The sequence below is a fragment of the Williamsia soli genome (assembly GCF_017377795.1).
In the GTDB taxonomy this organism is placed as follows: domain Bacteria; phylum Actinomycetota; class Actinomycetes; order Mycobacteriales; family Mycobacteriaceae; genus Williamsia; species Williamsia soli.
In genome coordinates this window covers 216,696-229,568 of sequence record NZ_JAFRDR010000009.1, presented here as the reverse complement: position 1 = coordinate 229,568, position 12,873 = coordinate 216,696, and the positions used below count along the sequence as shown (strand labels likewise).

Here is a 12,873-nt window from a genome sequence, read left to right as displayed (position 1 = left end):
TGCGTCCAATGCTGCCGAGACCGCTGCGCTGTGCGCGCAGGCGCGGATGCCGCTCGTGTGGATGCACAACATGCGCGGAGACGTTGATGCGGCCATCGTCAGGGTCGACCATCAGCGGGCCGGTGAGATCGCCACCCGGAGCCCCTTCGAGGCGCCTCAATGTCGCGACATTGCGTTCGTCGGCGGGTTCACCGAGGCCGACGTGCACCACGGAGACCGGGAGACCGTGGAGCAGCGCTACCGCGGCGCGACCGCTGTCGACGGCGCCGACATCACCCATATCCATAGCGATCTCACCGCGGACGGCGCCTACGGGGCGGTACGAGAGTTCCTCAACTCCCGGTCGCCCCCACCAGAGGGCGTAGTGGTCGCAACGTACGGCCAGACCGCTGCGACGACCCGTGCTGTTGCCGACCACGGGTTGCGAATCGGCGAAGACGTCAAGATCGTGGCTTTTGACGGAGGCCAGGCGAAGTACGGGCAATTCGACACCACCAGCGCCCGACAACCGGTGGATAGCATCGCGCAGCATGCCCTCGAGCGGCTGATGGCCACCACAGCTGCCTCATCTGATGCTCGGCGGAAGCGTCCGGAGCTGTGGGAACCGTTCCTTCACGTCGGAAATACGTGCGGTTGCTGCCTGTTCGAGATTGACTCACTATGGGTCGACGCACGGCACCGGCCAGGTTCTGGCCGGTGCCACGCAGGTAATAAGCGAATTAAGAGGAGCCGGCGGCCTCAAGGACCCCGTCGATGATGGCCCACACCTCGGGCGGCAGTGCCGGGAGACCGGGAAGTGGATTGCTGGGCGCCGCGTTGGGAACCTGGTGAGGTTGTGCGGACGGTGTGGCGGTGCCGCCGATGACCAAAGACTGTTTCGGCTTGGCGAAGCTACGGCAGCTCCAGCCGATCGAGTAATACCCGCTCGGAATGGCTGCCATGGTGACGGTGGTCTGAGCCCGCGGCGAGACCCGGAAGGTGTTGGTCTGGAAATACTTTGGACCGTCGCCGAAGACCTGACACGACACAGATCCGTCGCCCTGGTTGCTCACCGTGAAGACGGCGGTATTCGGGGCCGGGGACGCCACCGCCAGAGTTTCTGACGTGACAGCGGAAGCGTTGCCGGCTGCAAGCGCCAACGCCGCTCCGACGGCGACTGACGCTGTCGCCGCTTTGATTAGCAATTTCATGAAGGGCTCCTTTGAGAGGACGAAAAATCACAATGTGACTTAATTGGATTGGCCAATCTGTCATACGAACGCGCCACTTGAAATGTGGGGAACTGGCAGATGATGGCTGCACGCGACACGCCTGACAGTTGAGTAAACTAATCGACTTCCGATCGAAGAGCTGTACCTGGCCGTCGCACAGTAACGACTCGGTGCGATAAGACCCAAGTAGCGCCACGCCCGGTGTCTTGCGTGGCGTGTTGCAGATGCTAGCGTTAAGCGAAGATATCCGGCTTTCTGGCCGCACCTGCTTGTATTCCTCTGCTCGCTAATGTCTCTGGAAGGCTCGCGTAGAATCCCTTGATTCGCATGGAGCTGACTATTCCGTCTGGCATGCAGCCAATGGAAAACGAGCAGCGCCCCTGGTGCTCCCAGATACCGGCAACGTAAATTCCTTTGGGAGGGTTTCCAAACATTGAAAAGGACATGCCCTGGACTTCGATCTCAGGCTCGATCTGCGCGGGCGCTGATCTTGGTCGCATTGGATCCGGAGTCCTCACCGACATGGAGTCAGCCGCATGCCAGTTCACCTTCGACATTATGTCCGAGAGGAGTGCTGGCTGTAGGACGTGGAACGGCGCATTGGTGTCTATCCATACCCCTGGCATTAGCTTACCTCTTCCAGAATCCACCATGAGAGTTGCACAGCAATCCCGTATTCCGACATTTGCTGCAATTGGTTGCGCCAAACATCCCACTGCCGCCGCCCCGGCCCTTGCATGCCGAACAATCATTTAGTGCGCGAAAACATTTTTCACACGAGCTCATCGACCACTCCTTATGTGCGCGAGAATAGTTCCGTCATAGTAGCTAGAGCAATTTCTCGATCGCCATCGTCCGAACATACGATCCGTTGAAGGTTTGCCGCTTCGCGTGGTCAGGAAGACGTTGTGGTGCAGACTATTCGCGCTTGTTCGGGCGAGAGTCGATCGGGACTGCGAATTGCAAGAATCTGGCCGCGACTGTGAGTAGCGATCTGCGGCATGCGGTGTCGGTGATCTCCGCCGCCGTCGGCCGCGACGAAAGGCATCGCGGTCCCCACCGAGGAACAGGTACTGCGCCTGTTGCGAGACGGGCGTCGCGGAACGTTGAAGAGTGAAGCGCCGCATCCGGTCCCTGAGCGAGGTCCCCGACCGTCGAGACCGGAACCACAACTTCCGTGGCCGGGTCGGCGAGTCTTGGTGCTGGGTGGAGAGCACGATGAGGCCGCTTCCGTACGGGCTCGGCCGGTCGATCGGGGCGCACGTCCGTCGGCCAATCTCAGTGCCGGCGTCACCCACGTCGTACTTCTCGACGGAGGTGAGAAGGACCCGCGGATGAAGCGCGTCCGTGAGCGCGGCCTGCCAGCGATGTCCGGCTCTGAGGTCCTGGCGAAAGAACGCCGCCGATTTATCTGCGAGCGCAGCTGGCGAGGCACGACACACCGCGACGGGCCTGGGTCGCGGGGCAGTCATCGATATGCCGGATTGGTCACTGAAGTTCAGTCTGGACGTCAATTGGAGTGCAGGCACTGACCGCGAGTTCGATGTCGACATTGTCGCGTTCGCCTTGGGTATCGGCGAGCGAGTGGGTTCTGACGACGACTTCGTCTTTTGCATCAACCAGCGAGCGCGGGTTGGGGAGTGACCTTGTCGGTGGACGGAGCCTGCGAGCAGGTGTGCGGCTCGACCTGGTACACATCGACGACGGCGACGTCCAGCGGATAGCGAATGCTGCCGCGATCGATGGGGATGGCACATTCGGAGTTGTCGGCGCGCTCGCCATCGACATGTCGACCGACGATCAGGCTATCGCCTCGTCGGTACTCCATCCGGGCACGACGGAACTAACCAAGCTTGTCGCCGGCGTCAATCGGCGTTAGGCGTGTGGCAGCTACGCGCAGTGGATCAGGGATACGACTGTGGGCTTGCCGAATTGGTCAAGGGGTACGGCGTCGACGTTGAGCCGTGAAGAGTGAGCGGCACAGTCAGTAGGCGCTCATATTGCGACGATGATATGGATTATGGTCCTGCCAAGTTGAGTCACTGCGCCACGATTAGGGTTGGTCGAACTTGCGCGGCAGGATCGCGAAACCCCATCCGCATGCTCTCCGGTGTGGTCCGTGGCCATTGGCGCGATCGTATGACGCGGGCGATGCCTTTAACGTGTAGAGACTAAGAGTTCTGTTGGCGCGAGTAGGAGCAGATGCTGTTCGCGGCGGGCGAAATCGTGACCGCTCTGTCGGAGCAGGCGGCGCGACGAGAATGTGAGTTTCCGATGGCGTCGTACGAGGTCCGAGGACTGTTTGGGTCGACAAGAGCAACCAGCCGTGGCTGATCCCATGGTCAGAGATCTCTACGCCGTGTTGAATGTGTCTGGGCTTCAGGACAAACCGAGGTCGCTCGCCCGTACGTCGGATCCGGGACCGTCCGCGACCGACGGGCCGAGAACGAAAGAGGACGGATGATAACCACGTACGAGGGCATGAATTGCATAGTTGTGCTCGACACCGATTCGCAGACCCTCACGCTGACCCACAGCGGTATGACGACGCCGAAGCACAAGAAGGAGTCCTCACCTTGGGTTATACCTCTCGGCGCCATCGAGTCGATCGAGTGGAAAGAGAAGTCGGCTGTTGCACGCGGGTACATGCGACCACTGCTGGTCAACCGGGTCGGCTGGGCGAAGACGCAGCTCGAGGACGTCAACGCGTTTTTCGCAGGCAAGCAAAAACTGGGTGAGTTCGTCAAACAGGTCGAAGGCGCGCGCAGCTTTTCCGCGAGTGTGGGCGACTTCGATGCTGCGCCGGCAGAGTCGACCGCGCAACGCCTGCAGAAGCGCACCGACGAACTCCAGCGCCGCTCGGACGAACTGAAGGGGCGCTCGGATGTACAACGGTCAGCTCGTCAGACACTGCGGCCCGACGTTCAGGCGGCCAAAGATCGAATGCAGGGCACATTTGGCACGAGTCGGGAGTTCAAAAACCTCGAATCACACCTCTGGGAGGGCGAGACGGTCGAGATGGCTTGTGGCGGCCAGTATGGCAACGGTCAAGGGATTTTGGTCCTCACAAACACCCGCCTCCTGTTCACTTTTCACGGGATCACCTCGCAGACAAATGAAGACTTTCCGTTCAGCAAGATCTCTTCGATTCAATGGTCCGCAGGGATGCTGATGGGCACCGTCACAATCTTCGCGAGTGGTAACAAAGCGGAAATTAACAATGTAAGTAAGTCCGACGGGAAGCCCATCGTCGACCGCGTACGCGGGATCATCAGCGGACAATTTGAGCCCGAACGAGCGGGCGCAGCCCGTACGGCACCTTTGGCGGTTCCGCACGCTGCACCACCTGCGCCGACACCTCCTCCTCCGCCGCCGTCTGTCCCGGCGGGTTGGTATCCAGACTCGTCCAATGCGCTGATTCAGCGGTACTGGGACGGTGCGCAGTGGACCGAGCACACCGCGCCGCGGGCGCCCCAGTAATGACCAACGCGTGCTCCGATCAGGCATTGTGAGGTACCGGGGTGAACGGCGTATTCGTCGCCGGCGTCAGGTGTCTGTCGAAGAATCAGCACTGCAGAGAATCGAGGGATCGAAATGAGGCGTTCCGCAGTCGGAGTTGTCATCCTCGTGGGGTTGAGCGTGAGCGGATGCGCATCGTCCACTCAAGGTGTTGTTGGACTATCTAGTTCTTTCAGCTCGCCCATCGTGTCCGCCGCTTCGTCGGCAGCTCCTCCGGCTGTTCAGGCAGTTGTACCCCAAGTCGTGCCAGAATCCACATTCAGCAAGCCCGCTACAGCTGTGGCGGTCAAGGAAGTTGGCGAGGAGGCAGGGGTTGGCTGCACCAGCGATTTGAAGTCGGACTGCACAGTACTTTTCATCGTCACAGAGCTCGGCTGGGGCTCAGAGGGTTGCAGGCGGCCGGTTGTCGATGGCCAGGCGCACCTCCGTGTCACGATCGAGACCGTAGCCGCGCCTCATATGATCGATGAGCTGGATGCCACTTCGTTCCTCGTCGAGAACTGGGGAACGGTGGATCGAGACGGGTTTGCGAGTTCAGTGGCGCCCGTCGCGGGGTGCGGCCCGGAGCGTGGTCCATTCACTGCACCAGTTGAGGCCGGACTGAACCAGCGAAGCTGGGCCGTTTTCAGCGTTCCGGCAGGGGCTCCGACGCTCTATCTCGCGCCCCCATCCACCGGCGGGCGTTGGGAATGGAACATTCCCCCGGCACAGTGATTGGCGACCGCCGATAACGGCCACGAACATTCACTCGGCTCGCGTGGTCGGCGGGAATTCCAGGCCGTAAACGGCAACGCTACGAGTCACCGGCGTCCACCGTCAGGCGCAGAATGTTTAATCGCGTTTAACTTGGGTACGTTCGTCACCGAATTGAAGGAGTGATCGCGCTTGGCTTTTCATCCACCCGGACCACAAGCCGCTCCAGGCTGGTACCCGGACCCCGGTGCGCCGGTAATGCGGTGGTGGGACGGCCAGAATTGGACCTCGCACACCCAACCGTTGCAGAACCAGGCGCCAGTGCCCGAATGGCAACCTGTTGGCGCCGCGAGAAGCCGGACCGGCACCCGCGTCGGAATCATCGGCGCGGTCGTCGTGCTGGTCATTGCAGCGCTGGTCGCAGTGTCGATCTTCGCACTGAACGACGACAGCGAGACGACGGCCAGCGATGACCGACCGCCAGTCGCCGACAACGGCCTGCCATTGGCCGGTGATCCGTGGGCGCAGTCGCAACAGGTCGACCTCATCGAAATCGGTGACCCGCCGGAGTTTCCGGCGAGTCTGGACCAGTGGTCTTTGACGCAGTCGTGGGACGTCACACAACGGGCATTCGAGAATCAGGAGACACCCATACCAGGTCCTGACTTCAGTACCTTCCCAGCCACGATGAACGGCTGCGACAATCAGCGGTTCCTCGTTCGATGGCGGGTGCTCAATCCGAATGCGACGGTGGTTGCTTCGCTCGCCGACGCCAACGGAACCGCGGTCAACAACGCCACGGGCTCGTCGGGTCGAATGGATTCAGATGGCTGCCTCACACCGCAGTTCGAGTTTGCCGAAAGTAGTGACGCGTCGAATCTGACGGACATCGCGGTCTCGGTGCAACGCTGGAGCCCGGCCCCCTGACCTCAGCCGACGTCGTGCGCCGCGAACCGTCTTGAGAGGGAGGCATCTTCGCCATGACTTTTGAGCCACCACGGGCGACGCCGGGATGGTACCCAGACCCGCAGTCCGCGGGAATGCGCTGGTGGGACGGACGCAATTGGACTCAGCACCACTCCCCGCCACCAGAACCCCTATCGCCGCCACCCCCGACGTACAGCTATCCGGTCGCGGAACAGAATGCATCTACGGCCGGATACGCAGTCCCACTCCCGGATCCGTATCGGCGCGCCTACCGCAGTCGACTGGTGACGCGGCTCATCGGTGCGGTGCTGGTCGCGCTGGTGTCTGGCTTTCTGGTCGCAGGGGTGTTGAATAACGCGATCGCGGTCGTGGACGGCAGCGATGAGTCCGAGGTTTACGTCGGACTGTTCGTGCTTCCAGTCCTGTTGGCTGGTTTCTGGTACCTCGCGAAGCTGGCAGCAGGCGGCGTCGCCACCTATGCGGTCTACTCCGGCCAAAGCGACCCTCGCGTCACGAAACGCACGACTATAGCGGTCGGGAGCATCATCGCTGGACTGGTGGCGATTGTTCTTGTCGTGGTCGCTCAGTTCAATGCCGGTCCGACAATTTCCGGGTCTGAGCTGCAATCAGAGCTTCGGGGAAATCTGGCCGCGGCAGAAGGCTCGCCTGTCATCGTGAGCACCATACGGTGTCCGGCATCGAGGGATTACGGAGACGGAGACCAGGCTCGCTGTACCGCGTCTACCGGAACCGGTAGTGCCGTCGTCTTCCTGGTGACTGTCATGCGCGACGACGGGGAATGGCACTACACCGTCGACGTCGAATAGGGGTTCGGCCTTGGCGTGGGCCGGCCGTGAATAGAGGACTTCGCGCAAGGACTTTGATGTGCGAGACGCGTGTCGCGCCGCTGCATACTGATCGGATGGTTCTTGCGCCAGTCGTGCACCGTCAGTTGCAGTGCGCGCACTGCGTCGGGATCGGTCGCCGACCGCGACTTCGTGCCCGAGAAGGACGACGTGGTCGTCGAACGCTGAAATGCAGCTGGCGCGATCTCGCTGGGCAAGACCAGACGCAGAGAGCTCGGGTACAGCGCCACGGGGGGAACCCGCTGTTCTCGACTACCCGCAATCCGTGGAACCTCGATCTGACGCCCGGGGGATCGTCGGCGGGGTCTGCGGCGGCGTTGGCGGCTGGGATCGAGCCGTTCGCGCTGGAGATCGTGGGTCGGGCGGTAGCGTCGCTGCAGAATGTTTTGGGGTGTCACGTGACGGAGGCGCATCCCGGGTGGCCGGAGCCGGGCAATGAGTTCACGGCGTTGATCATTTGTTCAGCGGGTAACAGCAGTCATAGCCTGTCGACTAAAAAGGTCTAGCGGTTAACAGAGTCGCGACGAGCAATACCGCTGTGAAGCGAACACGCCAGCGTCAATTTCATATCGAGAATTTTAGAAATCGACGCCGAATGCTCCTCCCAATTCTGTGTCGAGGATTACTCGTCGGACTGCTGCTTCGTACCAGTTGCTATCGAGTATTTCGGCGGGCACATCATTTGTATTTAGAGTGGCGATATATTGACCCTGGGACTGCTCAACGGTTTGATTTGCCAAGTTAAGTGCTCCGGCAACCTGGCGTGGGTCGACACCGTCAAACACCACAGAGTCATGAATCAAGAACTGTGGGTGATGATTTTGTCTACTCTCTCGCATAAGCGTGAGATCGAAGGCGAATAGTTGCATTTTAGTCACGCCGCTGCTGGAAGAGCCTGAGACTTTAGTTGCGAACTTATAACCTAGCTTATCGACGTCAACAGTTATCGATGCTGACCGCCCGTACAGATCATTTATTATCTCGCCGAACCGCGCATTGACTGTGTCCAGAAAAGCGCGATCGCTGTTCAATCCTTCGCGTGCGTCGCGTCGGAACGTCGCCTGACGGACGCCCAATGCGTCTTTTGCGGCGTTGACGCTCCTCACGAGCTCGATTGCCTCTTCCGTCGATACTAGCCGCGATTCCGCTTCATTTACGCGACGTTGGAGTTCCAGCAGGTCTTCTAAACCGCCACCGCTCGATATTTGCCGCAGCAACTCGCGGCGGTAAGCGTGCATGCGGTCGATCTCGGGCTGGCGCTCCAAGATGCTTATCTCGAGTCGACCAATTTCCGATTCAATGAAACGCCGTCTATTCATCGATATCGATCGGTGGAATGATTCCACTTGGTCATACCGGCGAAGAGCGCCCTCCGAAAACACGAGTCCGAGCTCGCGATAGATCTCACCGAGCGCAAGTTGTTCGCTCGTATCGTCTAGCTCGCCGGTTTCCTCGAGAGAATCTCGGTATAGCGCTAGTAATCGTTGATCGGAGATTTGTTTGTCTGACATCTCGGTCAGATTCTTGGCGAGAACATTTGATTCCGTGATTGTGCCTTGGGGATCGTCCAATACCGTGAAATTCGCTGCTCGTCTCTTTACATCTTGAAGTTCGCGTTCCAGTTCCGCGCGCCTAAGAAGGAGGTCTGACTCGTCGTCCATTAATCCGGGAACAAGTTGAACCTCCCGCGCGTAGCTAAGTGCAGCGAATGCATCAGCGTCCCGCTCCATTCGCGACATTTCTTGCGTGTATCGCCAATTGAGACCGAGGAGAAATGCCACGTGCTGTCGGCTGCTCCACGCGGGCTGCTGGGCCATGATTTTGGTTGGGTCCCGAGGCGCATCTAATCGAATGACATACGAAAGCAGTGTCCTAGCCGAAATCCCGTGCGCGCCGGGAGGGAATACTTCGGTGAGGCCGAACAAGCCTAATCCCAGAAGAAACTTCCAATCGGGGAGTGAAATTGTGTTATCCTCGCGCATCAACTCCTGAATTGCTTCATGCGGCGAACTGTTGGCGAAATCAACAGCAATGCGGCTTCCGCCTTTGGCGTCGCGTGATGCAAAAATTCGGGAACCAAGTAGATCAAACTCCAAGGTAAATGACCAGCCGGCCTCCGCTAGAGTCTTAAACGAGCTAGGGCGTGCCGATCCCAGGCAGTAGTTGATGGCTTGGAGTATGCTCGTTTTTCCCCGCGCGTTGCGACTGTGCTGAGAAGTAGCATTCGGGTCGCGTTCGGCAACAATTAGATTGATACCTTGGACGAATCTGACGGGCGTAAACTCTGACTTATTTGAGCTAATCCTCCAAAGCATCGATTTGCCTCCTTTTAATAATGTTGTCGCCGTCCAGCTCGACTATCTCCAGAGCGTAGAGGGTGTCCAACATGAGTACGAATCTATTAAACGAGACGGTGGGAAACGCGACTCTGCATCGCAGCCAACATTGCGCTACCGGACTATTGTCCGATATATTGGCGTAGAGTTTCTCCGCTTGCGTCAGGAGAGCGTGTTCGACACTAACGTGTTTACTGGGAAGTAGAAGGCTCATGCTCGAATATTTCGCATATGGAAAATAGATGTACGACTACAGCGAGCGATGCAGCCTGCACCTCTGGGGTTAGCCGCGGGCCGCATTGTGCATAGGTAGTTCCTACTATGTTTGAAAAAAGATCATCCCCCGAAACGCCCTCTGCCACACCACTATAGTAGACTGCTCTGAATCTCGACGTTAAACGGTTTGAAAAACCAAGTACGATCTGATCCATCATTGATAGGAATTTTCTGACCTCTCTGTCCTGAGCCATGCCCAGCTCGATAAAAGATCGAGTCAGAGGGCCAAGGTCATTGATTTCGACCTTTTCATAGATCTCAATTGCTTCCTCGATTTCATCAATTTCCCCATCGGCGACGTCCACTCCCATTACCAACCCGTCGCACACCATCTGAAGTTCCTTATATCCAACTGTTCCCATGGCGTATTCAGCGGCGCGGTCCATTGCGTCTTCATGTGACTTTTTAGTCTTACGGAGCCAATCTGTGGTATGAAAGGAGAGTTGCGAATCGATAGCGTCATGGTGGTCTCCGCACAGCAGTATTAGGTTCGACGAGGACCTACGTTCGGCACTTGTCATCGACGGATCGTACCGGGGTCCTTCGGGGCTTGCAGCTGTAATATGACCAACCTTCGCTGTATTCTTATCAAGATCATGATTGTCTCGACTAGCAACAACTAAGGGCTTGCCGCAGTTGTCATATGCACACCGGCCACCGCTACGCCCAAATAGCATTCTGACCTGGCTCTGGAGCGGATCCTTCTCGCGGTTGCTCAAACCTGCACCCCGCCTGTCGTGGCAGCCACCGTACTACCAGGCGGCGAATACTTCGATCGGCGACGGCCGACAGATTTGAGTCCGCGGTGCGATGCCTCGAGTGAAAACCCCAATACGAGGACGGGAGTAGAATCGCAACGTGCATGTTGGTAGTCGAATCCGGAGTAAGAGGATACGAGTATTTCGGCAGATTCTCCCCGAGCGGGGTGGGAGAGAGAATTCTTGTATGCCGCATGATCTCGTCTACGTGAACGTTGCAAAAGTATCTCTTCGGGTCGGTGCTTGACAGCGTAGCTGGGATGCAGAAGGGCTCTTTGCCGCTCGCCGTTGGCAGGGGGACAGTCTTCGCTCGTTCCGATAGATGCACTCGGTCGAGGTTTGGCGCCTGAATGGTGGCGGATTTCTGGACGCGCTGGCACTTGGTTGTCGGAGCTGATGCAAATCACGGAACAAGCACCCGAAACAATTGCTGAGTTTCGGCATCTGTTGACAGCAAGGTCATTCCACGCATCCCCCGAGTTAGTAACACTTTGTATGTGTTCCGGATAGCCCGACTGAACCCCTCTGGGTTGCTCCTTTTGACCTGGCTGTCGTGATTGTACTCAGGTCTGGCCTCCCAGTGATCGGTACGCCACACCAAGTCCGGTCCGAAGATGACACCGCCGTAGTCGTATTCGAAACCTTGTGCTGTGTAGACGCATCCGACTTGGTTGAAGCCGGCAGGGTCTGACGCCCAGTAGGGCGTTCCAGGTGCACCGTCGTGCGAGGTTGGTTTCTTGTTATTCCATGGGCGTTTCCAGTCGCCGATCACGACGTCGTCGACGAGACCGCCGCCCTTCACCGGATCGCTCCAAGTCCAGCAGTAGCCGGCGGCAATCCGAGCCGAGTAGCCTTCGTCGAGAAGAGATCGCAGTTGGTGTTCGACGAGTGATGGAGACTCCGAGACGCGTACTGCGAACGCTTCGTCGCCGGTCCACTTGATTGGGCCGCCAGGCTCGAGGCCCAGCAGTCGGAGGACCCAATTCTCGTAGGCGCGGCTGCCGCCACATCGGAACTGTCCGTCGAGCGAGACCATCCGGACTTTGCAGCCCATGCGCTCGGCGGCGCCGCTGATATCCGAGACGGTGCCCCGCTCGGACGGGCGCACTACCTGGAACTCGTCGAGCAGGAAGACGGGAACGCGCGCCGCATCGATGAGCTCTTCGACCTGCGGGCGTCCTGTGCGGAGCGCCGCTTTCGTGTAACGGTTGGTCGAGGTTTCTTTGACTCGATGAGCTTCATCGTTGATGAGCACGTCGATCTCGTTGGGTTCGGCATCAATGAATTGGTTGTAATACTTGAACATCTGCTTGACCCGCGGTGCGCGAGCGCCTGCCACCCGCCGCAGAGTCATGGTGAATGCTGACGACCCGGTGGCATGCAGGGCGGTGCGGCCACGCCGGGACAGCTCTCCGAGCAAGCTCAGTGCGATGACTGACTTCCCCGAGCCAGGCCCACCGGTAACGATGATGACTTCCTTTGTGTTCGACCGGTACGACTCGTCAACAGCGCGCAACACCAACGAGTACGCGGTCTGCTGCTCGTCGAGAAGAACGAACTGCTCACGGCGTTGGACTTCGTCCGCGGCCAGGGCCATGAGCTGCTTACTGGGCCGAACGGCCGACGAGAGCAACTGGTCGGCAGCGTCGGCACCAGGCTCAGCCGTAAGCATGCTCTGGAAGTACTTGAGCAGTTCACCGCGTCGTTGCCCGGTGAACAAGCGTCCGGTGTCGGACTGGGGGAGCGTCCAGAGGTCCTGAATGTCCGCGTCGGTGGCGTTGTGCAGGTACGCGACACCCGCAAGCTGGTCGGTGCTTCCGCCGAGCGTCGCGATGAAGTCGCTCAGGTGCTCGCAGTAACGGCGAACTTGCTCGACCGGGTGTAGTCGTTCGCCGGCTCCATCGAGCAGGACGACGTCGTCAGTGCCCGCAAGAATCGATGCGCTGCTCCACTGCTTGAGCTCGACGACAACGTAGGACGGCAGCCCGGTCTTAGGGTGAACTCCACACACGACCGCATCAGCACGCTTGCTGGTCAGCGGCAACTGGTATTCGACGAGAAGCTCTGCCTTTTCGAGACCGGCATCGACAAGGTCACCGGCCAGGACTGCAAGGCTCCGATCCCAGGAGCGAACCTCAGCAGGGGACGGGTTGTAGCCGATCTGGAAACGGAACTGTTCGGTCAAGACGGGTACGAGACTCCCGGACTCGATCTGAGATCGAACACCAGCGACAGAGTTGCGGTACAACGGCAAGACGGCTCCAGGAAGGCATGAAAGTCTTCCCGC

The 12,873-nt window shown here is 59.1% G+C and carries 12 protein-coding genes; 6 read left to right on the top strand and 6 right to left on the bottom strand.

All coding sequences use genetic code 11. The annotated features are described in order from the left end of the window. Positions 1-46 precede the first annotated feature (46 nt). Positions 47-757, top strand: a complete 711-nt coding sequence (locus J3S28_RS28900; RefSeq protein ID WP_372436062.1) for a substrate-binding domain-containing protein — start codon at positions 47-49, stop codon at positions 755-757. On the opposite strand, the gene J3S28_RS22335 is transcribed toward J3S28_RS28900, so the two are convergent. Continuing rightward, positions 720-1,190, bottom strand: coding sequence for a hypothetical protein (locus J3S28_RS22335; protein ID WP_207843033.1), 471 nt, complete (start codon positions 1,188-1,190; stop codon positions 720-722). The two genes, J3S28_RS28900 and J3S28_RS22335, sit on opposite strands and share 38 nt — an antisense overlap. 1,636 nt (positions 1,191-2,826) lie before the next feature. Further along, positions 2,827-3,039, bottom strand: coding sequence for a hypothetical protein (locus tag J3S28_RS22330; protein WP_207843032.1), 213 nt, complete (start codon positions 3,037-3,039; stop codon positions 2,827-2,829). Between the two features lie 632 nt (positions 3,040-3,671). Here J3S28_RS22330 and J3S28_RS28475 point away from each other — a divergent pair. From J3S28_RS28475 to J3S28_RS22310, 5 genes are all read left to right on the top strand, one after another. After that, complete coding sequence (locus J3S28_RS28475) at positions 3,672-4,691, top strand: DUF2510 domain-containing protein (protein ID WP_237341925.1); 1,020 nt, start codon at positions 3,672-3,674, stop codon at positions 4,689-4,691. A 924-nt stretch (positions 4,692-5,615) separates the two neighbouring features. Beyond that, on the top strand, positions 5,616-6,350 hold the full coding sequence (locus J3S28_RS22320) for a DUF2510 domain-containing protein (protein ID WP_207843031.1): 735 nt from the start codon (positions 5,616-5,618) through the stop codon (positions 6,348-6,350). A gap of 53 nt (positions 6,351-6,403) precedes the next feature. Further along, on the top strand, positions 6,404-7,177 hold the full coding sequence (locus J3S28_RS22315; protein ID WP_207843030.1) for a DUF2510 domain-containing protein: 774 nt from the start codon (positions 6,404-6,406) through the stop codon (positions 7,175-7,177). A 69-nt stretch (positions 7,178-7,246) separates the two neighbouring features. Then, the gene (locus J3S28_RS28825; protein WP_307797342.1) at positions 7,247-7,384 is read left to right on the top strand and encodes a hypothetical protein; all 138 of its coding nucleotides are present in this window, start codon (positions 7,247-7,249) and stop codon (positions 7,382-7,384) included. After that, positions 7,327-7,722 (top strand): amidase family protein, encoded by a 396-nt coding sequence (locus J3S28_RS22310; RefSeq protein ID WP_307797340.1) that lies wholly within the window; start codon positions 7,327-7,329, stop codon positions 7,720-7,722. Before J3S28_RS28825 ends, J3S28_RS22310 begins: the two co-directional genes overlap by 58 nt. Before the next feature lie 72 nt (positions 7,723-7,794). Here the strand turns inward: J3S28_RS22310 and J3S28_RS22305 are convergent, their stop codons facing one another. The 4 genes from J3S28_RS22305 to J3S28_RS22295 all read right to left on the bottom strand — a co-directional run bounded on the left by J3S28_RS22305 (position 7,795) and on the right by J3S28_RS22295 (position 12,840). After that, entirely contained in the window at positions 7,795-9,531 is a 1,737-nt protein-coding gene (locus J3S28_RS22305; protein ID WP_207843028.1) for a DUF2326 domain-containing protein, read from the bottom strand. Continuing rightward, entirely contained in the window at positions 9,515-9,766 is a 252-nt protein-coding gene (locus J3S28_RS28895) for an ABC-three component system middle component 6 (protein ID WP_372436058.1), read from the bottom strand. The genes J3S28_RS22305 and J3S28_RS28895 overlap by 17 nt, the downstream gene beginning before the upstream one ends. Continuing rightward, entirely contained in the window at positions 9,744-10,349 is a 606-nt protein-coding gene (locus J3S28_RS22300; RefSeq protein WP_207843026.1) for an ABC-three component system protein, read from the bottom strand. The genes J3S28_RS28895 and J3S28_RS22300 overlap by 23 nt, the downstream gene beginning before the upstream one ends. Before the next feature lie 640 nt (positions 10,350-10,989). Then, a complete protein-coding gene (locus J3S28_RS22295) occupies positions 10,990-12,840 on the bottom strand; it encodes a DNA/RNA helicase domain-containing protein (RefSeq protein ID WP_207843025.1) in 1,851 nt (616 codons plus the stop codon). Positions 12,841-12,873 lie beyond the last annotated feature (33 nt).